Raw genomic sequence first — 20,693 nt, forward strand, 5'->3', positions numbered from 1 at the left:
CCGCTCGCCGAACCGGCCCAGATGCCCGCCCAGCCAGTCGGCCAGCACGTCCTCCCGCTCCCCGGCCGGCCGGCCCGCCATCAGCTCCAGGAACAACCCCCGCATCCGCGCGAACAGATCCACGCTCCACAGGAGGCGGACGTGCGCGGCCCCGCACGCCCGCGCCGCCACCGGAGCGGCGAACGTGGTCGGCTCCCACACCACCAGATCCGGCCGCCACTCCCGGCAGAACGCCACCAGGTCACCCACCAGCGGCTCGTTGACCACCTTCCACCACCACGGCACCAGCCGCCGGAACCCGTCGCGCACGTACTCCCACGACACCCCGGCCGAGGCGTTCACCGTCATGTCGAAGCGCGGCCACCGCGCGTCCACGACGCGTTTCATGACCTGCCGGAACCGGTGGTCGTGGCCGACGGGCACCGCGGTCAGGCCGCTGCCGGCGATGGCGTCCACCAGTTCGGGCTGGCTGGCGACCCGGACCTCGTGCCCGGCCGTGCGCAGCGCCCAGGCGAGCGTCACGAGGCTGAAGAAATGCGACCTCTCCGCCTGCGTCGCGATGACGACGCGCATCCGGATGCTCCTTTCGGAAAGGGACGTGGCCGGCCTTTCAGGGGGCCGGTAGGGGTTGAGCGCGGGAGCCCGCTGCCTAGCATCGGAAAAAGACCGGCCAGTGCGGGAGGAAATATGAAGGGAATCGTTCTCGCGGGCGGCAGCGGAACGCGGCTGCATCCTGTCACCCTGCCGATGTCCAAGCAATTGTTACCGGTTTACGACAAGCCCATGGTCTACTATCCGTTGTCGGTTCTCATGCTGGCGGGAATCAGGGACGTCCTCGTCGTCTCGACCCCCGCCACCGTGCCCGCGCTGCGCGTCCTGCTGGGGGACGGCTCGGCGCTGGGCCTCGACATCTCCTACGCCGAGCAGCCGGAGCCGCGCGGCATCGCCGACGCGTTCCTGGTGGGCGAGCGCTTCGTGGACGGCGAGGAGTGCGCCCTCATCCTCGGCGACAACCTCTTCGACGGCCCTGACCTGCCCGGACTCCTGGCGGACGCGCGCCGGAGGGTGGACGGCTGCGTGCTGTTCGGCTACGAGGTCGACGACCCGCGGCGCTACGCCGTGGGCGAGCTGGACGAGCGGGGCAACCTGCTGTCGCTGGAGGAGAAGCCCGCGCGGCCCCGCTCGCGCCACGCCGTCACCGGCCTGTACCTCTACAACAAGGAGGTCGTCGACATCGCCAAGGAGGTGCGCCCGTCGGCGCGCGGCGAGCTGGAGATCACCGACGTCAACCGGGTCTACCTGGCCGAGGGAAAAGCGTCACTGGTCTCGATGGGCAGCGAATACCAATGGTGCGACACCGGGACCTGCGACTCGCTCCTGGCGGCGGCGGAGTATGTCCGTGAGGCCCAGCGGAGCAATGGCCGGCGGATAGCCTGCATCGAGGAGACGGCGCTCAGAATGGGTTTTGTGGACGCGGAGACGTGTTATAAAAGGGGCCTTGAGATGAGGCATTCGGAATATGGCAGATATGTCATGGACGTGGCCCGCTCATGGAGCGACTCCCGGCAGAGGTGAATCCATATGCGCGTCTTGGTGACCGGCGGTGCCGGGTTCATAGGGTCGAACTTCGTCCGCCGGGCCCTGTCGGGAGCCTATCCGGCGTTCGCCGGCGCCGACATCGTCGTGCTCGACAAGCTGACCTACGCCGGGACCAGGCAGAGCCTCGACCCGGTGGCGGACGACCCGCGCCTGACCTTCGCGCACGGCGACGTCTGCGACCCGGACATGGTCGACGGCCTGATGAAGGACGTGACCACGGTGGTGCACTGCGCCGCCGAGACGCACGTCGACCGGTCGATCCGTGACGGTTCCGCCTTCGTGACGACGAACGTCCTGGGGACGCACGTCGTGCTGGAGGCGGGGCTGCGCCATGGGGTCGACAAGGTCGTCGTGGTGTCGACGGACGAGGTGTACGGATCCATCGACACGGGCTCGTGGGGGGAGGACGAGCCGCTGCGGCCCAGCTCGCCGTACTCGGCCTCGAAAGCCGCCGGTGACATGCTCGCGCTGGCGTTCTTCCACACCCACGGGCTCCCGGTCTGCGTCACCAGGTGCTCCAACAACTACGGGCCCTACCAGTTCCCCGAGAAGCTCATCCCGCTGTTCATCACCGGCCTGCTGGACGGTGAGAAGCTTCCCGTCTACGGTGACGGGCGCAATGTGCGGGAGTGGACCCACGTCGACGACCACTGCCGTGGCGTCGCCCTCGTCGCGGAGCGGGGCCGTCCGGGCGAGGTGTACAACATCGGCAGCGGCACGGAGCTGACCAACCTCGACACCACCCGCCACCTCCTGGAGATCTGCGGAGCCGACTGGTCCGCGGTGCGCTTCGTCGACGACCGCAAGGGCCACGACCGGCGCTACTCCCTCGACAGCGCGAAGATCGGGACCGAGCTGGGGTACCGGGCCGAGGTGCCTTTCCCCGACGGCCTGCGAAGCACGGTCCGGTGGTACGCCGAGCACCGGAGCTGGTGGGAGCCCCTGAAACGGGAGCTGTTCGAACCGGTCGGCTCCTGAGCGAGCCGGTGGCCCGACGGAGGGCGTCCCGCCGGCGAGACGTTCCGGCGGCGCGAGCCGGACCAACCCCCATGGAGTGACACGTGACAGTCTTTGCCGAGCGGCGGCGCAACAGCGGGCTCGCCGACATCCTGCGCAGCGCCGGGTGGGAGGCGGTGCTGGACAAGTGCGACGCGGACGACGTCGACCGCATGCGGGCCAGCGTCGAGGTGCTCAGCACGGCGATCGCCGCCAAGGAGAAGGTCTACGGGATAACCCAGGGGTTCGGCGCGCTCGTGGACTTCGCCGCGTCCGAGTCCTCCGTCGAGCAGGGCGGCGGCCTGATCGCGCACCTCGGGACCGCGCAGGGCGAGCCGCTCTCGCCCGAGGTCTGCCGCCTGGTGGTCTGGCTGCGGCTGCGGAGCATGCGCCGGGGGCACTCGGCGGTGAGCCCCGAGTTCTGGCAGGTGCTCGCCGACCTGTGGAACCGCGGGTTCACCCCGGCGATCCCGCGCCACGGCACGGTGAGCGCCAGCGGCGACCTGCAGACGCTGGCCCAGGCCGCGCTCGCCTACGCCGGGCAGGGCGAGGCGTGGGTGCGCGACGTGGGCGGCCGCTGGTCCGCGCGCCCCGCGGCGGAGGCGCTGGCCGGGCTCGGCGCGCCGCCCGTCGAATGGCCCGCCCGCGAGGCGCTCGCCTTCGTGAACGGCACGAGCGTGGGCCTGGCGGTGAGCATCGTCAACCACCACGCCATCACCCTGCTGACCCGCGCGGTGGCCGCGCTGACCGGCCGGATCGTGCGCCTGCTGGGGGCCAACGCGGAGGCCTACCACGCGGGCCTCGGGCACGTGCGCGGGCAGCCGGGTCAGCTCACCGTCGCCCGCTGGGTGCGCGCCGAGCTGCCGGCCGGCTTCACGCGGGACACCTCGCGCCCGCTGCAGGAGCCCTACAGCCTCCGGTGCGCGCCGCAGGTCCTCGGCGCGGTGCTGGACCAGCTCCGGTCGGCCGAGGACGTGCTCGTCCGCGAGGCCATGGGCTGCACGGACAACCCCATCTGCTACGAGGGCGAGATCCTGCACGGCGGCAACTTCCACGCCATGCCCGTCGGTCTCTGCTCCGACCAGCTCGGGCTGTGCCTGCAGCAGGTCGCCTTCCTGGCCGAACGCCAGCTCGCCCTGCTGTGCGCGCCGACGACCAACGGCGGGCTGCCCCCGATGCTCACGCCCAGGCCCGGCAGCGGCAGCGGCCTGGCGGGTGTGCAGATCAGCGCGACGTCGTTCGTCTCCCGCATCCGCCAGCTCGTCTACCCGGCCTCGCTCACGGCCCTGCCCACGAACGGCACCAACCAGGACCACGTGCCGATGGCGCTCAACGGGGCCAACGGCGTGGCCGAGGCCGTGGAGCTGGCCTGGCTCGTCTGCGGGTCGCTGGCCGTCGGGGCTGCCCAGTACGCCGCGCTCGCGGGCCGCGACCTCGGGGAGACCGGGGCGCCCTGGGCGGAGCTGGGCGAGCTCTCCCCGCCTCTGGACCACGACCGGCCGCTCGCGGCCGAGGTGCGCGCCGCCCGCGACCTGATGACGCGGGCCGCCGGACAGTGGGTGCTGGAGGACGACCTCGGCGAGGCGGGGGAGGCCGGGCTGTGAACGGCGACAGCCGGGCCGTGGACGGCGACAGCCAGGCCGTGAACGGCGACCGCCGGGCCGTGGACGACGACCGCCGGGCCGTGACGTACGACGACATCGACACCGAGGCCACCTGGAACCTGCTCCGCGACACCCACCCGGTGATCGCTCCGCTGTCCGACGGGTCCGTCGACCGCGTGCTGAGGCTGGCCCGGCTGGAGCCCGGGGCGCGGGTGCTGGACGTCGGCTGCGGCCTGGGCGCGTGGCTGCTGCGCGCCCTGGAGCTCCACCCGGAGGCCACCGGGCACGGCATCGACGCCTGCGCCTCCCACGTCGAGGCGGCAGCCGCCGCGGCCGGCGGGCGGGGGCTGAACGGCCGCGCCACGTTCGAGGCCGCCGACGCGCTGCGGTTCGCGCCGGGGGAGAGGTACGACCTGGTGCTGTGCGTGGGGCTGTCGGACGCCTTCGGCGGGCTGCGCGACAACCTGGCGTGCCTGCGGCGGCTGGTCAGGCCGGACGGGCTCGTCCTCATCGGCGAGCCCTTCTGGGAGCGCGAGCCGCCCGAGGCCGCGCTGAAGGCGCTGGAGCTGCCCCGGCAGGCGTTCACCGACCTGCCCACGACCGTCGAACGGGTGGCCGCCGCCGGCTGGCTGCCCGTCCACGGCCATGTCAGCACGGTGCAGGAGTGGGACGACTTCCTGTGGGCCTGCGTCAGCGGCCTGACCCGGTGGGGCGTGACGGCCGGGGGCCACGACGGCAGGGAGATCCTCAGGTACGCGGCCGACTACCGCGAGGCCTGGTGGCGGGGTTACCGCGAGGTGATGGGCTTCGTCACGATGCTGCTTCGCCCGCTGCCGCCCTGGGCCGCCTCGCTGGCCGCCCGGCCGACGCGCTGGTGACCTTCGCCCGCCGGACCCGTCGCTAGCCGGTGGGGCGCCGGCGGGCGGCGAGCTGCTCCAGCACGCCGACCACGTCGTTGGGGGCCGGGAGGTCCAGCAGTCGCCGGCGCAGGCGCTCGGTGCCCAGCCGGACCTCCTCGTCGGCCAGCAGCGCCTCCAGCTCGGCCCGCACCCGCTCGCCCGTCGCACGGCCGCTGGGGATGGAGCGGGCCGCGCCCTCGCGGGTCACCTGCCGGGCCGTCAGCGGCTCGTCGAACGTCGGCCGGGGGATGATGAGCTGCGGCACCCCGTGGTGCAGGGTGGTGAGCACGGTGCCCGCGCCCCCGTGGTCGATCACCGCCGAGCAGGTGGGCACCAGCGCGTGCAGCGGCACGTACGAGACCAGGCGCGTGTTGCCGGGCACCCGCGGCAGGCGGCGCTGCTCCTCCTCGGGCAGCGTGACGACGATCTCGGCGTCGAGGCCGTCCAGCGCTTCCAGCAGGTCCCGCACGGACAGCACGTAGCCGCCCTGCCGCTCGGTCGCCGACGTCCCCAGCGTCAGGCAGATCCGCCGCCGCTCGGGCGGCCGGCGCAGCCACGCCGGCACCACGGCGCGGCCGTTGTAGGGGATGTACCGCACGGGCACGTACTCCACGCCGGTGCCGGGCAGGCGCATCTCGTCGGGCAGGCAGTCGAGGGTGAAGTGGCCGCTGGTCAGGTCCTCGGAGAAGGTCTCGCCGTGGCGGGCCGCGCAGGCGCGCAGCCAGCGGGCGAGCACGTCCTCGCCGTCGCCTCCCGGCCGCGCCTCCAGCAGCCGCAGGTAGCGGTGCCGGACGCGGGCGAAGACGTCCACCCCCCACAGGAACCGGGCGTGCACGGCGCCGCACGCCTTGGCCGCCACCGCGGCCGCGAACGTGCTGGGCTCCCAGATGACCAGGTCGGGCCGCCACGCGCGGCACAGGGCGGTGAGGTCGTCGAGCATCGGCTCGTTGACCATCCGCCACCACCAGGGCACGACCTGCCGGTAGCCGCGCTGCAGCGGCTCCCAGGCGATCTCGTCGTCGGGCAGCCCCGCCAGGTCGAACGGGGGCACGCTGTCGCGCAGCGGGTCGAAGAACCGGTGGGTGCGCATGACGCGCCAGAAGTCGTGGTCGCGGCCGACCGGGACCATGGTCAGGCCCGTGTCGGCCACGACGTCCGTCAGCCGTGGCTGGCTGGCCACCCGCACCTCGTGCCCGGCGGTGCGCAGGGCCCAGGCCAGCGGGACCATGCCGAGGAAGTTGGTGCGCTCGGCGACGGTGGCGATCAGGACGCGCACGGGCCGGCCTCCGCGCGGCGGGCCGGGCCGGTCACCAGGCCCACGCCTCGGGCGCCGGACCGCCGTTGCCGATCGGCGGGAACATCCTCTCCAGCTCCTCCAGGACGTCGTCGGCGAGCCGCAGCTCCAGGGACTCCACGGCGTCGTCGAGATGCGCGAGCGTGCGCGGTCCGATCACCGCCGAGGTGACGCCGGGCCGCGACAGCACCCAGGCCAGGGCGACGATCGCCGGCTCCATGCCGATCTCACGGCAGAACTTCTCGTACGCGGCGACGGTCTCACCGTGCTTGTCCAGCGCGACGATCGCCCGGCCCCTGGCCGTCTTGACGGCGGTGCCCTCCTCCAGCTTGCGCAGCGCGCCGCCGAGGAGGCCGCCGTGCAGCGGCGACCAGGCCAGCAGCCCGAGCCCGTAGGAGACCGCCGCCGGGATGAGCTCCATCTCCACGTGCCTGGTGATCAGGTTGTAGATGCACTGCTCCGACACCAGGCCGACGAGGTTGCGCCTCCTGGCCGCCTCCTGGCCCGCCGCGACGTGCCAGCCCGCGAAGTTGGACGAGCCCACGTAGCGCACCTTGCCCTGCTGGATGAGCAGCTCCATCGCCTGCCACACCTCCTCCCAGGAGGCGTGCCGGTCGACGTGGTGCATCTGGTAGAGGTCGATCCAGTCGGTACGCAGCCGGCGCAGGGAGTCGTCGCAGGCGGCCACGATGTGGCGGGCGGACAGGCCGCGGTCGTTGGGCCAGTCGCTCATGGGATTGAAGACCTTGGTGGCCAGCACGACCTTGCCGCGCCGCCCGCCGCCCTGGGCGAACCACTCACCGATGAGCTCCTCGGTCATCCCGCGGTGGACCTGCCAGCCGTAGTGATTGGCGGTGTCGACGAAGTTCAGCTCCCGGGCCAGTGCCTCGTCGAGGAGCCGGAAGCTCTCCGCCCTGGTCATGTTGATGCCGAGGTTCAACGTGCCCAGGCAGAGACGGCTTACCTCCAGCGCCGTCCGGCCGAGATGTGTGTGCTGCATCGTCCCTCTGTCCGTTGATTCCGCCGGGCCCACCCGGCGGACGGATGCGGGGGACCGTCGCCGATCCCCCGCACCGTCAATCATCAGCAGGTGATCGTGCTGTTGTTGCTCCCAGGCAGCTCGGCGTACTCGGGGGCCACCTCGAGCTCCTGGAGCTCAAGAATGTTGGACAGATCCATGTTCACACCTCCCTTCTCTTTTCGCGAGGGATTACCCGGGACGGCACCGGCCGCCGGCCGGTTCTCCCAGGTGGCATGAGAAAGGCGGCGAGCCTGTAGTCTTTATCGCTCCGCCGGCCTGAAGTTCCGGTGGCACGGCAATCGCCGAATGGCCGCCCGGTGGCAATGCGCCGTCCATTTCACTCGTTGGCGAACCTACGCGGACCGTCGTCGTCAATTCAAGAGCGACCGGCCGCCGGCCGCCCGCCGGCCGCGTCTCGCCAGCGGGACGGAAATGGCCGGTGATTTGACAGTGCGGGGCCGTCGCCCGCCCTATGGGAACGCCCGTCATCCGAAAGCGTGACGAATTTCCCGGCGGGACGGCTACGGGGCGCCGGATGCCCCGGTGGGACGGTGAGCTGTGGCGGTGCGGACGGTCGTCGAGGCGCCTGACTCCCGGCGCGGGGCGGGGCAGAGCCTGCGGGTGATCAGGGTGGTGCTCCAGCGGGACCTGATCCGCTTCGCACACGACGTGTCGCGGGCCGTGGCCATGTTCCTGCAGGCGGTCCTGTGGTTGTTCGTCGTCGGGGGCGGGTTCGGCGGGCTGATGCCCGCCGGCGCGGGCGGGATCAGGCTGGAGACCGCGATCTTCCCCGGTGTCGTCGCGATGACCGTGATCGTCACGTCGATCTCCTCGGCTTCCTCGGTGGTGTGGGACCGCGAGTTCGGCTTCCTGCGCGAGATGCTCGTCGCACCCGTGAGCCGGACGTCCATCGTGGCCGGCAAGGTGCTGTCGGGCACCCTGCTGTCGGCCGTCCAGGGGGCGGTGCTCCTCCTGCTGGCCGGGTTGGCGGGAGTGCCGTACCACCCGCTGCTGATGCTGGAGCTGCTCGCGCTGATGACGCTGGCGGCCTTCACCCTCTCGGCCTTCGGCATCATGATCGCGACTCGGGTGAAGGGACTGGAGTCCTATCTGGGGGTCTCGCAGCTGGCCGTCATGCCGCTGGTCTTCCTGTCCGGCGCGCTGTTCCCGGTGGGCAACCTGCCCGGCTGGCTGTCGGCGCTCTCCCTGGTCAACCCGCTGACGTACGCGGTCGACCCGATGCGGCAGGCCGTGTTCGCGTATGTCGACGCCCCCGCGAGCGTGCGGTTAATGTTCAACCCCGGGATCTCGTGGTTCGGCTGGACCGTCCCGGTGGCGCTGGAGATCGCCCTCGTCGGGGGAGCGGGCGCGCTGTTCGCGGGGCTCGCCGTCGCCCGCTTCAGGAAGGTCGGCTGACCTCGCCGCTCCCCGGTCTCAGGGCTTCCCGATGTCTCGCCAGCGGGACAAGGAGAACATGTCGTGATCTTTCCCTATCTGGATGCCGGTACCACGGCGCTGCGGCCCATCGATCCCCTCGACGGGGCCGCCGTCGACCGCTTCCTGTCCGGCCACGGGCTCGCGGAGGCGGTCAGCCGCGACGTCCTCACCGAGCTGTGGGCGTCCTCCCCCGATGAGGTCGTGGCCCAGTTCGAGGTCGTACCCCGCGACGGCGGCCCGCCGGCGGGGCTGAGCGGCCTGCAACGGCTCGACCTCAACGGCGGTCACGTCCAGGCCGGCGTTTTCGTGGACCCGGCGGCCGGCGCGGAGACGGGCGCCGCGGCCGCGGCGCTGACCGTCAACTACGCCTTCTCCAGCTGGAGCGTCCGCAAGGTGTACGTGTGGACGGTCGAGCAGGCCGTCGGCGAGCTGAGCGAGGTCTCCGGGATCGTGCGCCGGGAGGCCACGCTCAGGGAGTTCGTCTACGACGGCGGCGAGCTGCGTGACCTCAACATCTTCGCGGTCTACCGCGAGGCGTGGCAGAGCGCCGGGCCGGACCTGCTCCAGCGGCTCTCCCGGCCGCGCACCCCCTGCTAGGAACACGGCCATGCCGCACCCTCATCTCGAAACGATCAGGACGAGGCTCCGCCCGGCGGGCGAGGAGGACGTCCCCCGGCTCTACGACGTGCTCGCGCGGCTGGGGCTGCACAGCCTGCCGACCCCCTCCGCGTTCGCCGAGCAGCACCGCCAGGGGGCCGAGGCCCAGTTCGCGATCCACGTCCGGCCGTCCGACGACGTCATCGGCTTCAGCTCGCTGCAGCACCTCAACCGGGCCGGGCACATCCAGGTCGGCATCTTCACCGATCCCGCCCTGAGCAAGCTGGGCGCGGGCGCCGAGGCCATGATGCTGACCGTCAACTACGCCTTCGCGACCTGGGAGCACGTCCGCAAGGTGTACTTCTCGACGACGGAGGCGAGCCTGCGCGATCTCGGCCGCGGCATGAGCCTCGTGCCGCGCGAGGCGGTCATTCCCGAGCACCTGTTCTTCCAGGGGAGACTATGGGACGTGCACTTCTACGCGATCACCCGGGAGAGCTGGGAGGAGTCGGGCGCGCGGATCGTCGACCGGATGGTGCGCGGCTTGGAGCGCCGTGACGGGCAGCGCGCGTAGCCGCCGCGACGGCCCCTCCCGCGTACCCGGCCGCGGATCCGCCCCCGTAGCGGACCGCGGACCTGCTCCGCGAGCCGCCCGCGGATCCGTCCGGAGACGGCTTCCGGGGGTGCGGTCATGAGCCGGCGCCCGCTGCGGGTCGGGGTGCTGGGCTGCGCCGACATCGTCTGGCGCAGGGCGCTGCCCGCCATGGGACGCGTCGAGGAGGTCGAGGTCGTCGCCGTGGCCAGCCGCCAGCGCGCCAAGGCCGACAGATTCGCGGCGCGTTTCGGCGGGGAGTCGGTGCAGGGGTACGCCCGGCTGCTCGAACGCGACGACGTCGACGCGGTCTACGTCGCGCTCCCCACGGGCCTGCACCACCGGTGGACCCTGCGCGCGCTGGAGGTGGGCAAGCACGTCCTGGTGGAGAAGTCGTTCGCCACGAGCCTCGCCGAGACGGAGGAGATGCTGACGGCCGCGCGCCGCAACGGCCTGTGGGTGACCGAGAACTTCGCCTTCGTCCACCACCACCAGCACGGCGAGGTCCGCAAGCTGATCGCCGACGGCGCCATCGGCGAGCCGCACCTGTTCACCGGCGAGTTCGGCATCCCGCCGCGCAGCCCCGGCGACATCCGCTACCGCGCCGACCTCGGCGGCGGGGCCCTGCTGGACGTCGGCGCCTACCCGGTGCGCGCGGCGCAGCTGTTCCTGGGCTCCGGCGTGTCCGTGGTCGGCGCGACCCTGCTCGTGGACGGCGAGCGCGGCGTCGACCTCGGGGGCTCCGCGCTGCTCTGCTCGGAGGCGGGCGTCGCGGCCCAGCTGACGTTCAGCTTCCAGTCGTCGTACCGGTCGGCCTACTCCGTCTGGGGTGGCGCCGGCCGGATCACGCTCGAACGGGCCTTCTCCGTGCCGCCCACCCTGCGCACGGTCGTCCGGCTGGAGCGGGAGGGCGGCGTGGAGGAGTACGAGCTGCCGCCCGACGACCAGTTCGCCAACGCGATCCGGGCCTTCGCCAGGGCGGTCCGTGACGGCGCCGACCCGGCGGGCCACGGGGACGTGCTCCTCCAGCAGGCCGGCCTGCTGGAGGAGATCCGCAACCAAGCCCGCCGGTTCCCGGCCGTCCCGACGGCCGGCGTCCCGGACGGCCGCTGACCGCGACGGCCTGGACCCGGGCGGCGACCGGCCGGAAACCTCGCCCCCTGGAAACGGCTCCTTCCGGGAACCGCGCCCCTTGGAAATCGTGCTCTCCCGAAAATGGCGCTGACCGCCCACCGGAAGCCGATTTCCCTGGAAAAGCCCTGACCGAACACGGCGGCCGGCGCGGAACGCCCGCCATATTCACCGCCCCAGCCGGTGCGTTTCGCCGGGACCGCCGATCCTTGCCAATGACCAAAGGCTCCGCGAGAATATGGATCTCGCGAGCGGGCCGCCGGACGCATTCAATTTCCCGGGGCGCCCGGCGTCTCGAATTCCGTCGGCATCTCAGGTTCATCCGGGGTCTTCGATTATCGGGCGGTGAGCGCGTTGGCCTCTGTCGTTGTCACGGGCGGTTACGGATTCGTGGGGAGCCATCTGGTCGAACGGCTGAGGGACCGGGGCGACGACGTGACCGTGGTCGACAACGACCGCCCCGCACCCGACCACGACCTGAGCGGCGTGCGCCGCGTCGCCGGCGACATCCGCTCGCCGGCGGACCTGGCCGAGGTGATCACCGACGGCGTGGACGTCGTCTACCACCTGGCGGCGGTCGTCGGCGTCGACCGCTATCTGCGGCGGCCGCTCGACGTGGTCGACACCAACCTGATCGGCACCAGGCACGTCCTGGAGGCCGCCGACCAGGCCGGCGTCAAGGTCGTCTTCGCCAGCACGAGCGAGATCTTCGGCAGGAACCCCGCCGTGCCGTGGGCGGAGGACGCCGACCGGGTGCTCGGCAGCACCGCCACCGACCGGTGGAGCTACTCCTCCAGCAAGGCGCTGGCCGAACACCTCATCTTCGCCTTCATCCGGCAGCGCGGCCTGCGCGCCAGCATCGTGCGCTACTTCAACCTGTACGGCCCCCGCCAGCGGCCCGCCTTCCTCATCAGCCGCAGCCTGCACCGGGTGCTGCGCGGCCTGCCTCCCGTGGTCTACGACGACGGCGAGCAGACGCGCAGCTTCACCTTCGTCGACGACGCGGTCTCGGCCACGCTGGCCATCGGCGACAGCCCCAAGTCCGACGGCGAGTGCTTCAACGTCGGCAGCTCGGACGAGATCTCCATCCGCAGCGCCGTGGAGGCGCTGGTCGAGCTGACGGGCTCGGAGCTCGAGATCGCCTCCCTCGACACGCGCCGCCGCTACGGCGACACCTACCAGGATCTGAGCCGCCGTATCCCGGACACCGCCAAGGTGCGGGACCTGGTGGGCTGGCGGAGCACGACCGGCCTGCGCGACGGCCTGCGCCGGACGGTCGACTGGGCGCGGGCCAACCCGTGGTGGCTGGAGCGGGACGAGAGCGCCCCGGAGCCCGCCGGGGCCGGCACGGCGAGCGGACCGACGTGAACCAACCCAGATCCGAGGAGTGAGTGATGCCAGACACCTCCCAGTGCCGAGTCTGCTCCGGGACGGTCGAGCAGTTCTTCGACTTCGGGCGCCAGCCGCTGGCCGACGCGTTCGTGACCCCCGGCCGGGCCGAGGAGGAGTTCTTCTACCGGATGGCCGTGGGCGCCTGCCGGACCTGCACGATGGTGCAGCTCATGGAGGAGGTGCCGCGCCAGCACATGTTCCACGAGGACTACCCGTACGTCTCCTCCGGCTCCACCGTGATGCGGGCGCACTTCGAGAAGACCGCCGAGCGCCTGCTGGACACCGAGCTGACCGGGCCGGACCCGTTCGTCGTGGAGTTCGGCTGCAACGACGGCATCATGCTGAAGACGCTGGCCGACCGGGGAGTCCGTCACCTCGGCGTGGAGCCCTCGGGCGGGGTGGCCGACATGGCCGCCGCCAAGGGGATCCGGGTGCGCAAGACGTTCTTCGAGGAGTCCGTCGCGCGCGACATCGTCGCGGCCGACGGCCACGCCGACGTCATCTACGCGGCCAACACCTTCTCCCACATCGCCTACGTCGACGACATCTTCCGCGGCGTACGGGAGCTGCTGGCCCCGACCGGCGTGTTCGTCTTCGAGGACCCGTACTTCCTGGAGATCGTCGAGCGGACGTCGTTCGACCAGATCTACGACGAGCACTTCTACTTCTTCGCGGTCCGCTCCGTCCAGGAGATGGCGGCCCGGCACGGGCTCGAACTGGTGGACGTCGAACGGCTGCAGGTGCACGGCGGCGAGGTGCGCTACACGCTGGCGCACCCAGGGGCCCGCACTCCGTCGCCCGCGGTCGGCGAGCTGCTGGCGGAGGAGGAGGCGCGCAGGCTGACGCATCCGGACACGCTGCGCGGCTTCGGGGAGAGCGTCGACCGGACCCGCGAGCGGCTGCTCGCCCTGCTCCGGCAGATCCGCGACGAGGGCGGCAGGGTCGTCGGCTACGGCGCCACCGCCAAGAGCTCCACGGTCATCAACTACTGCGGCATCGGGCCGGACCTGGTCTCCTTCATCTGCGACACGACCCCGGCCAAGCAGGGCAAGCTCACGCCCGGCTCGCACATCCCGGTGCGTGAGCCCGGGGCGTTCGCCGACCCCTACCCCGACTACGCGCTGCTGTTCGCGTGGAACCACGCCGACGAGATCATGGCCAAGGAGCGGGAGTTCCGCCAGGCGGGCGGCCGGTGGATCCGCTACGTGCCGGAGGTGCGCGTCGACTGAGCCGCCCGGCCGCGCAGACGCTCGGTGAGGTCCTCGAGAAGGGGCACGACCTGGTTGGGAGTGGGCATCGACTCCATCTCCCGGCGCAGCCGCCGTGCCCCTTCGCCGAACGAGGGCTCGCGCAGCAGCCGCAGGACCAGCTCGCGCACCCGCTCGCCCGACGCCTCGGCCGGGTCGAGGGTCAGACCCGCGCCCGCCTCGGCCAGGCGGGCGGCCAGCAGCGGCTCGTCGAACATGTGGTGCGGGACGACGAGCTGGGGGACCCCGGCGAGCAGCGCCGTGCACACCGTGCCCGCGCCGCCATGGTTGATCATCGCGGCGCAGGTCGGCAGGAGGGCGTGCAGCGGCGTGTAGCCGACCAGCCGGACGTTGTCCGGCACCCGGTCGAGCCGGGCCCGCCGGTCGCGCGGAAGGGTGGCGACCACCTCGGCGTCCAGCCCGGCCAGCGCGTCGAGCAGGTCGGGCACGGACACCGCGTAGCTGCCGAGCCGGTCCGTCGCGGAGGTTCCCAGGCTCACGCAGACGCGGGGGCGCTCCGGCGGGGTGCGCAGCCACGCCGGCACGACGGCCCGCCCGTTGTAGGCCACGTAACGCATCGGCACGTGCCTCAGGTCGAGGTCCAGCCTCAGCGGACGGGGCAGGTAGTCGACGGTGAACTGGCCGCGGGTCATGTCCTCGGAGAACGCGGCGCCGTACCGTGACGCGCGCGCCCCCAGCCACCGCGCCAGCACGTCGTCGCGCTCGCCCTCGGGCAACGTCGCCATGGCGCGCAGGTAGTGCGCCCGCATCCGGGCGGTGAGGTCCAGCGCGAACGGCAGGCGGGCGTGGGCGGCGCCGCACGCCTCGGCCGCGATCGGCGCCGCGTAGGTGAGCGGCTCCCAGATGACGAGGTCCGGCTCCCAGTCGCGGCAGAAGCGCACCAGGTCGTCCATCATCGACTCGTTGATGACCTTCCACCACAGGGGCAGCAGCACGTCGCGGTAACCGCGCTGCAGGTGCGGCCAGGTCAGCACCTCGGCGCGGTCCTCCATCAGGTCGAACCCCGGCGCCTGGTCCGGCCCGATCCGGCGGGTCCACGCCAGCACGTGGGACAGCAGATGGTCCGAGCCCACCGGCACCGCGGTCAGCCCGGTGTCGGCGATGACGTCGGCGAGTTCGGGCTGGCTGGCGACGCGGACCTCGTGCCCGGCGGTCCGCAGCGCCCAGCCGAGCGGGGCCATGCCGATGAAGTGGGTCTTCTCGGCCCAGGTGGCGATCAGGACGCGCATGCGGGACCCTCCGTCACTCGCCGCGGGAGCTCTCCAGCGCCCTCCGGCTCAGGTAGTCGACCGCGTCCCCGTAGGTGTAGGGGTGCATGAACGCGCCGGCCCGCACGTCGCGATGGAACCGGGCCAGCGGGTGGGCGGCCGAGTAGGACGCGCCGCCGACCAGCGTCAGACAGTCGGCCACGATGGCCGGAGCCAGCTGGTTGACCATGAGCTTGGCCCGCTGGAACGGCGCCATCATGCGGTGCCCGCGCTCGTCCATGTCACCTTCGAGGTCCTGCCCGGCCTCCTCGATGTCGGCCAGGGCGGCGGCCACCGTGGAGCGCAGGGCGTACAGCCGGGCGTCGATCTCGGCGACCAGCGTCGAGAGGCCGCCGGCCGGCGGAGCGGGCCTGCGGGCCAGGGTGGCGACGGCGAGGTCGCGGGCGGCCTGCGCGACACCAGTGTAGATGCCGAGCATGTTGATCGAGCTGACGGTCTGGCCGGCGAGGGCCGCGGGCGGCTGGTCGTCGAGGGGGCCGCGCAGGAAGACGTCGTCGGCGGGGACGCGGCACCGGTCGAAGAGCACGTCCACGCTGCCGGACGCGCGCATGCCCAGGCCGTCCCAGTTGTCGAGGACGGTCAGGCCCGGCTCGTCGCGCGAGACCACGGGCGTGGCCAGGCGGACCCGCCCGTCCTCGCCCGTCAACCGCGCGAAGATCATGAAGTGGGTGGCGACGGGGGCGAGGCTGACCAGCGTCTTGCCGCCGGACAGCACCCAGCCGCCGCGGTCGTCCGGCGTGAGCGTGGTGACGACGCCGCCGCGCACGACGTCCTTCACCCCGGTGCTGATGACCGCCTCGCCCGCGCCCATGGCGCGCAGCAGTCGCTCGGCGAGGGGCCGGGCGGTGGCCGGGCCGTGCCGCCAGTCGTAGGTCAGCGTCAGTGCGCGGCTGAGCTGCATGTGCAGCGCCAGCGCCGTCGACGCGTCGGCCCGCGCCAGGGTCAGCAGGGCGAAGGTGACGTCGTGCAGGGAGGTCACGCCGAGACCGCCGAGTTCCTTGGGCACCGTCGCCCCGAGCACGCCGTCCTTGCGCAGGCCCGCGAAGACGTCCGTAGGGAACGTCCCGCGCCGGTCGTTGCCGGCCGCCGCCTCCCTGACGCCGGGAAGGTGGGCGGAGAGCAGGTCGTGCAGGACCCGGCCCTCGGCGGTGATCGGTTCGTGCAGCCTGCCCGTTTCCTGCTGGATTGCGGTCCTCGGTGACATGGCGTTCTCGGAGTCCTTCCCTTGCCCACTGTTCTTCCGGCCTGCGCGGCCATGTCGTGAGTACGGCCGGGCGGCGCGGCCGGTCGCGTGGGGACACGGATCACCGCCGAGCGCCTGCCGAGATGATCGACCGGCGGCCGGGTGAAACCGGCGGGCCGCCCGGTGGACATATTCTCTGCGCCGGAGACTAGCGAATGCGCAAGACGCGTACCAGCTATCGCGACGGGACCGGGAAATGTGGTGCGGCGGGCCCGTCATACGTTAAGAATGCGATACCGGCGCGAAGCGCGAGGCGGCTGTTCATCGCCCTCCCGGCGCCGCGTGCAATTTCCTTGACCGGCTCGTCCCGCGCAACTACGCCTGGGTGACGAGAAACTGCGAGTTTGTCCCGACGGCGGGACAGACCAGGTGCGGCGCCCACCATTGACCGGGCGCCGGAGGCCGGCCCGAACGGGCGTGAGCACGACTCCCGAAAGCGACGCGACATGACCATTTATGCCTGGGGCTATCTGCAGGAATACGAGCGGGAACGGGAAGACATCCTCGACGCCGTTGACAAGGTCTTCAAATCCGGTCAGCTCGTGTGGGGGCCGCACGTCACCGGCTTCGAACGCGAATTCGCCGCCTATCACGGGGTTCCGCACTGCGTGGCGGTCGACAACGGCACCAACGCCCTCGTGGTGGCCCTGCGGGCGCTCGGCATCGGGCCGGGCGACGAGGTGATCACGGTGTCCAACACCGCAGCGCCGACGGTCGTGGCCATCAGCATGGTGGGCGCGACACCGGTGTTCGTGGACATCCACCCGGACACCTACCTGATGGACGTCGGGCAGGTGGCCGCCGCCGTCACCGAGCGGACGCGCTGCCTGCTGCCCGTGCACCTGTACGGCCAGTGCGTGGAGATGGCGCCGCTGGAGGAGCTGGCCGCCCGGCACGACCTGGTGATCCTGGAGGACTGCGCGCAGGCGCACGGGGCCCGCCACCACGGGCGGATCGCCGGCTCCATGGGCAGGGCCGGAGCCTTCTCCTTCTACCCGACCAAGGTCCTGGGGGCGTACGGCCACGGGGGCGGCACGATCACGTCCGACGCGGAGCTCGACGCCGAGATGCGGCGCCTGCGCTACTACGGCATGGACGAGGAGCGCTACTACGTGGTGGCGCGCAACGGCATGAACAGCCGCCTCGACGAGGTGCACGCCGAGATCCTGCGCCGCAAGCTGGGCCGGCTCGACGACTACATCGCCGCCCGGCGCACCGCCGCCGCCGTCTACGCCGAGGCGCTCGCCGGCACGGACCTGGTGCTCCCGGCGCTGGCGCCCGGCAACGACCACGTCTACTACCTGTACGTGGTCCGCCACCCCCAGCGCGACAAGATCATCGAGCGGATGAGGAGCTTCGACATCTCGCTCAACATCAGCTACCCGTGGCCGGTCCACACCATGACCGGGTTCGCCCACCTGGGCGTCCCCAAGGGCGCGCTGCCGGTGACCGAGGCCCTGGCGGACGAGATCTTCTCGCTCCCGATGTACCCGTCCGTGCTGGGGACGGACCAGGAAAAGGTGATCGACGCCCTGCGCGAGACCCTCGCGACCCTCTGAGCCGTGAACAGCGCGAAGACGGCGACGACGGCGCCCGGGGCGGCCGAGACGTTCACGATCACGGCGGACGGCGGCGGCCGGCCGGTGACGTCCGACGAGCGGTTCCGCGAATGGTGGGCCGGCCTGCCCCGGTCGGACCGCTTCGAGGTGACGCCGGTCCCGTTCGGCGAGCTGACCCAGTGGCGCTTCGAGCCGGGCACGGGCAACCTCGTCCACGACAGCGGGCGCTTCTTCTCCATCGAGGGGGCGCGCGTCCTCGACGGGGACGAGGTCAGGACCCAGCCCATCATCAACCAGGCGGAGATCGGCATCCTCGGCATCCTGCTGAAGGAGTTCGACGGGGTCCCGCACTGCCTGATGCAGGCCAAGTTCGAACCGGGGAACGTCAACCTGCGCCAGCTGTCACCCACGGTGCAGGCGACGCGCAGCAACTACACGCGCGTGCACCGCGGCAACGACACCCCCTACGTGGAGTACTTCCGGGACGCCGGCCGCGACCGCGTTCCCGTCGACGTGCTCCAGTCCGAGCAGGGCGCCTGGTTCTGGCGCAAGCGCAACCGCAACATCGTGGTCCGGGCGGACGGCGACGTGCCGCCGCACGAGGACTTCTGCTGGCTGGCCCTCGACCAGCTCAGGCGGCTGCTCCGCGAGGACAACATGGTCAACATGGACGCCCGCACGGTGCTGGCCTGCATGCCGATCGGGCGGCCGCCCGTGTCCGTCGCGGCGGACCCGTTCCAGGAGGCGCTGCTGCGCTCGTACGAGCACGGCTCGTGGGGCCCCGACCCGGGCGCCCTGCACACGACGCAGGAGATCGTGAGCTGGTTCACCGAGGCGAAGAGCCGGTGCGAGTGGAACAGCCGCCTGGTCCCGCTGGCCGCCGTGGAGGGCTGGACCCGGACGGAGGACGAGATCGTCGACGACGCCCGCGAGGACTTCCGCATCATGGGCGTCCGGGTCAGCGCCCACAACCGGGAGGTCGCCCGGTGGACGCAGCCCCTGCTGGCCACCCGGGCGCCCGGCCTGGCCGTCTTCCTGGCGCGGGCGATCAACGGCGTGCTGCACCTCCTCGTCCAGGGCAAGCCCGAGGTGGGCCTGCTGGACGTGGTGGAGATGGCCCCCACCGTGCAGCTGCCGCCCAACGCCGACGCGGCCGCCGAGGCCGCCGCCGACCCCTTCGTGGCGGAGGTGGTCGCGGGGACGATCGGCCGGGTCCGGCACGACGTGCTGCTGTCGGAGGAGGGCGGCCGTTTCTACCACGCCCAGACCCGCTACCGGATCGTGGAGGTCGGGGACGACTTCCCGGTCGACGTCCCGCAGGACTTCTGCTGGATGACCGTACGCCAACTCATGGAGCTGCTGAGGCATGGCCACTACCTCAACATCCAGGCGCGCAGCCTGCTCGCGTGCGTGCACGCCCTGTGGTGAGACGCCGCCGCCCGCGGCGGGAGGGGCGGGGCCGTGCGCGTCGTGATCGCCACCCAGGCGGAGAAGACCCACTTCCTGGGCATGGTCCCGCTGGGGTGGGCGCTGCGCACGGCCGGGCACGAGGTCCGGGTCGCCAGCCAGCCGGAGCTGGCCGAGACGATCGCCGACAGCGGCCTGACGGCGGTGCCGGTCGGCCGCGACCATCTCTTCCCCTACCTGCTGCGCTCGGTCAAGAGCCTCGGCCTCGACGACGGGACCTCCTTCGACATGACGGCGGAGCCGTCGGCCGGGGTGTCGTGGGAGTACGTGCGCGACGGGTTCCGGCGGCTGGTGCCGTGGTGGTGGAAGGTGGTAAACGAGCCGCTGGTGGGTGACCTGGTGGCGTTCTGCCGGGAGTGGCGGCCGGATCTGGTGGTGTGGGAGCCGACCACGTTCGCCGCTCCCGTGGCGGCGCGGGCGTGCGGCGCCGCGCACGTCCGCCTCCTGTGGGGCATGGATCTGTTCGCGCGGATGCGGGGGTTGTTCCTGGAGCTGATGGCGGGCCGGCCGGCGGGGGAGCGGGAGGACGTGCTGGCCGACTGGCTGGGCGGGCATCTGGGCCGGTTCGGCGAGCGGTTCGCCGAGGACGTGGTGTGCGGGCAGTCCACGATCGACTGTCTGCCGGCGTCGCTGCGCCTGGAGGCGGGCGGAGTCGAGTACGTGCCGATGCGGTACGTGCCCTACAACGGCCGCGCCGTGGTGCCGGGCTGGCTGCGGGTCCCGCCGCGACGGCCCCGCGTCGCCCTCACCCTCGGCAGCGCCGCTCCCGAGCGCGTCGCCGGGCACCTGCTGTCGATCCAGGAACTGCTCACGGCCCTCGCCGGCCTGGACGTGGAGATCGTCGCCACTCTCACCACGGACCAGCGCGCCCGGCTGGCCGCGGTGCCGGACAACGTGCGGATCGTGGACTTCGTCCCGCTGCACGTGCTGCTCCCCACCTGCTCGGCGGTGGTGCACCACGGGGGAGCGGGCACGTACAGCACCGCCCTGCTCCACGGCGTGCCCCAGCTCGTCGTGCCGGATCTCATCCTGCCGCAGTACATGTTCGACGAGCCGCTGCTCGCCGACCGGCTCGCCCGCAGCGGGGCGGGGCTGCGGATCCCCGCCGCGGAGCTGAGCGGCCCTCGGGTGCGCGACGACCTCGCGAGGCTGCTGGGCGACCCGGCGTTCCGGCGGTCGGCCGATGCCCTGCGCGGCGAGATGCTCGCCATGCCGACCCCCAACGAGGTGGTCCAGCGCCTGGAGAAGCCGGCCGGATGAGCATGCCGGCGGGCCGCGCGGACCGGTGTCTCGCCGGCGAGACACCGGCGGGGCCCCCTCCAGCGG

18 protein-coding genes are annotated in these 20,693 nt (G+C 72.2%); 13 read left to right on the top strand and 5 right to left on the bottom strand.

Going from position 1 to position 20,693, the window contains the following annotated elements; translation table 11 throughout:
- Window positions 1-573 (bottom strand): glycosyltransferase family protein (locus CXR44_RS39585; protein ID WP_483870012.1); only part of this gene is annotated, 573 nt, incomplete at its 3' end.
- A 114-nt stretch (window positions 574-687) separates the two neighbouring features.
- Between CXR44_RS39585 and rfbA the strand changes: the two genes are divergently transcribed.
- The 4 genes from rfbA (at window position 688) to CXR44_RS22270 (ending at window position 5,077) form a co-directional block, all read left to right on the top strand.
- Window positions 688-1,575, top strand: coding sequence for a glucose-1-phosphate thymidylyltransferase RfbA (rfbA, locus tag CXR44_RS22255; RefSeq protein WP_101788005.1), 888 nt, complete (start codon window positions 688-690; stop codon window positions 1,573-1,575).
- 6 nt (window positions 1,576-1,581) lie between these two features.
- Window positions 1,582-2,577: a dTDP-glucose 4,6-dehydratase gene (gene rfbB / locus CXR44_RS22260; protein WP_101788006.1), complete on the top strand. Its 996-nt coding sequence runs from the start codon at window positions 1,582-1,584 to the stop codon at window positions 2,575-2,577.
- Between the two features lie 83 nt (window positions 2,578-2,660).
- On the top strand, window positions 2,661-4,199 hold the full coding sequence (locus CXR44_RS22265; RefSeq protein ID WP_101788007.1) for an aromatic amino acid ammonia-lyase: 1,539 nt from the start codon (window positions 2,661-2,663) through the stop codon (window positions 4,197-4,199).
- Window positions 4,196-5,077, top strand: coding sequence for an SAM-dependent methyltransferase (locus CXR44_RS22270; protein ID WP_180903635.1), 882 nt, complete (start codon window positions 4,196-4,198; stop codon window positions 5,075-5,077). The genes CXR44_RS22265 and CXR44_RS22270 overlap by 4 nt, the downstream gene beginning before the upstream one ends.
- 22 nt (window positions 5,078-5,099) lie before the next feature.
- On the opposite strand, the gene CXR44_RS22275 is transcribed toward CXR44_RS22270, so the two are convergent.
- Both CXR44_RS22275 and CXR44_RS22280 read right to left on the bottom strand, forming a co-directional pair.
- A complete protein-coding gene (locus CXR44_RS22275) occupies window positions 5,100-6,374 on the bottom strand; it encodes an activator-dependent family glycosyltransferase (RefSeq protein ID WP_101788009.1) in 1,275 nt (424 codons plus the stop codon).
- Between the two features lie 31 nt (window positions 6,375-6,405).
- Window positions 6,406-7,392: an aldo/keto reductase gene (locus tag CXR44_RS22280; protein WP_101788010.1), complete on the bottom strand. Its 987-nt coding sequence runs from the start codon at window positions 7,390-7,392 to the stop codon at window positions 6,406-6,408.
- Between the two features lie 579 nt (window positions 7,393-7,971).
- Here CXR44_RS22280 and CXR44_RS22285 point away from each other — a divergent pair.
- The 6 genes from CXR44_RS22285 (at window position 7,972) to CXR44_RS22310 (ending at window position 13,791) form a co-directional block, all read left to right on the top strand.
- Window positions 7,972-8,829 carry an ABC transporter permease gene (locus CXR44_RS22285; RefSeq protein ID WP_101788011.1) on the top strand — a complete coding sequence of 286 codons (858 nt, stop codon included), beginning with the start codon at window positions 7,972-7,974 and terminating at the stop codon, window positions 8,827-8,829.
- A 63-nt stretch (window positions 8,830-8,892) separates the two neighbouring features.
- Window positions 8,893-9,447 (top strand): hypothetical protein, encoded by a 555-nt coding sequence (locus CXR44_RS22290; protein WP_101788012.1) that lies wholly within the window; start codon window positions 8,893-8,895, stop codon window positions 9,445-9,447.
- A 10-nt stretch (window positions 9,448-9,457) separates the two neighbouring features.
- The gene (locus CXR44_RS22295) at window positions 9,458-10,021 is read left to right on the top strand and encodes a GNAT family N-acetyltransferase (RefSeq protein WP_101788013.1); all 564 of its coding nucleotides are present in this window, start codon (window positions 9,458-9,460) and stop codon (window positions 10,019-10,021) included.
- Between the two features lie 117 nt (window positions 10,022-10,138).
- Window positions 10,139-11,152, top strand: a complete 1,014-nt coding sequence (locus CXR44_RS22300; RefSeq protein WP_101788014.1) for a Gfo/Idh/MocA family protein — start codon at window positions 10,139-10,141, stop codon at window positions 11,150-11,152.
- Between the two features lie 363 nt (window positions 11,153-11,515).
- Window positions 11,516-12,538, top strand: coding sequence for an NAD-dependent epimerase/dehydratase family protein (locus CXR44_RS22305; protein WP_342748591.1), 1,023 nt, complete (start codon window positions 11,516-11,518; stop codon window positions 12,536-12,538).
- A gap of 26 nt (window positions 12,539-12,564) precedes the next feature.
- On the top strand, window positions 12,565-13,791 hold the full coding sequence (locus CXR44_RS22310) for a class I SAM-dependent methyltransferase (protein WP_101788016.1): 1,227 nt from the start codon (window positions 12,565-12,567) through the stop codon (window positions 13,789-13,791).
- On the opposite strand, the gene CXR44_RS22315 is transcribed toward CXR44_RS22310, so the two are convergent.
- Both CXR44_RS22315 and CXR44_RS22320 read right to left on the bottom strand, forming a co-directional pair.
- Window positions 13,764-15,059 carry an activator-dependent family glycosyltransferase gene (locus CXR44_RS22315; RefSeq protein ID WP_101788017.1) on the bottom strand — a complete coding sequence of 432 codons (1,296 nt, stop codon included), beginning with the start codon at window positions 15,057-15,059 and terminating at the stop codon, window positions 13,764-13,766. The genes CXR44_RS22310 and CXR44_RS22315 overlap by 28 nt on opposite strands.
- Window positions 15,060-15,072: 13 nt before the next feature.
- Window positions 15,073-16,302 (bottom strand): acyl-CoA dehydrogenase family protein, encoded by a 1,230-nt coding sequence (locus CXR44_RS22320; RefSeq protein ID WP_101788018.1) that lies wholly within the window; start codon window positions 16,300-16,302, stop codon window positions 15,073-15,075.
- A gap of 485 nt (window positions 16,303-16,787) precedes the next feature.
- Between CXR44_RS22320 and CXR44_RS22325 the strand changes: the two genes are divergently transcribed.
- From CXR44_RS22325 to CXR44_RS22335, 3 genes are read left to right on the top strand one after another with little or no spacing between them, the layout of a single operon-like run.
- Window positions 16,788-17,900, top strand: coding sequence for a DegT/DnrJ/EryC1/StrS family aminotransferase (locus CXR44_RS22325; protein ID WP_101788019.1), 1,113 nt, complete (start codon window positions 16,788-16,790; stop codon window positions 17,898-17,900).
- Window positions 17,901-17,903: 3 nt separating this feature from the next.
- Window positions 17,904-19,328, top strand: a complete 1,425-nt coding sequence (locus CXR44_RS22330; RefSeq protein ID WP_245899320.1) for an NDP-hexose 2,3-dehydratase family protein — start codon at window positions 17,904-17,906, stop codon at window positions 19,326-19,328.
- Between the two features lie 33 nt (window positions 19,329-19,361).
- Complete coding sequence (locus CXR44_RS22335; RefSeq protein ID WP_101788020.1) at window positions 19,362-20,627, top strand: activator-dependent family glycosyltransferase; 1,266 nt, start codon at window positions 19,362-19,364, stop codon at window positions 20,625-20,627.
- Window positions 20,628-20,693 lie beyond the last annotated feature (66 nt).

This window comes from Nonomuraea indica (genome assembly GCF_002850745.1).
Lineage (GTDB): Bacteria > Actinomycetota > Actinomycetes > Streptosporangiales > Streptosporangiaceae > Nonomuraea > Nonomuraea indica.

Coding starts and splice junctions, on each gene's coding strand:
- rfbB (WP_101788006.1), top strand. CDS start 1,582: ATGCGCGTCTTGGTGACCGGCGGTGCCGGGTTCATAGGGTCGAACTTC.
- CXR44_RS22315 (WP_101788017.1), bottom strand. CDS start 15,059: ATGCGCGTCCTGATCGCCACCTGGGCCGAGAAGACCCACTTCATCGGC.
- CXR44_RS22320 (WP_101788018.1), bottom strand. CDS start 16,302: ATGTCACCGAGGACCGCAATCCAGCAGGAAACGGGCAGGCTGCACGAA.
- rfbA (WP_101788005.1), top strand. CDS start 688: ATGAAGGGAATCGTTCTCGCGGGCGGCAGCGGAACGCGGCTGCATCCT.
- CXR44_RS22310 (WP_101788016.1), top strand. CDS start 12,565: ATGCCAGACACCTCCCAGTGCCGAGTCTGCTCCGGGACGGTCGAGCAG.
- CXR44_RS22295 (WP_101788013.1), top strand. CDS start 9,458: ATGCCGCACCCTCATCTCGAAACGATCAGGACGAGGCTCCGCCCGGCG.
- CXR44_RS22280 (WP_101788010.1), bottom strand. CDS start 7,392: ATGCAGCACACACATCTCGGCCGGACGGCGCTGGAGGTAAGCCGTCTC.
- CXR44_RS22300 (WP_101788014.1), top strand. CDS start 10,139: ATGAGCCGGCGCCCGCTGCGGGTCGGGGTGCTGGGCTGCGCCGACATC.
- CXR44_RS22325 (WP_101788019.1), top strand. CDS start 16,788: ATGACCATTTATGCCTGGGGCTATCTGCAGGAATACGAGCGGGAACGG.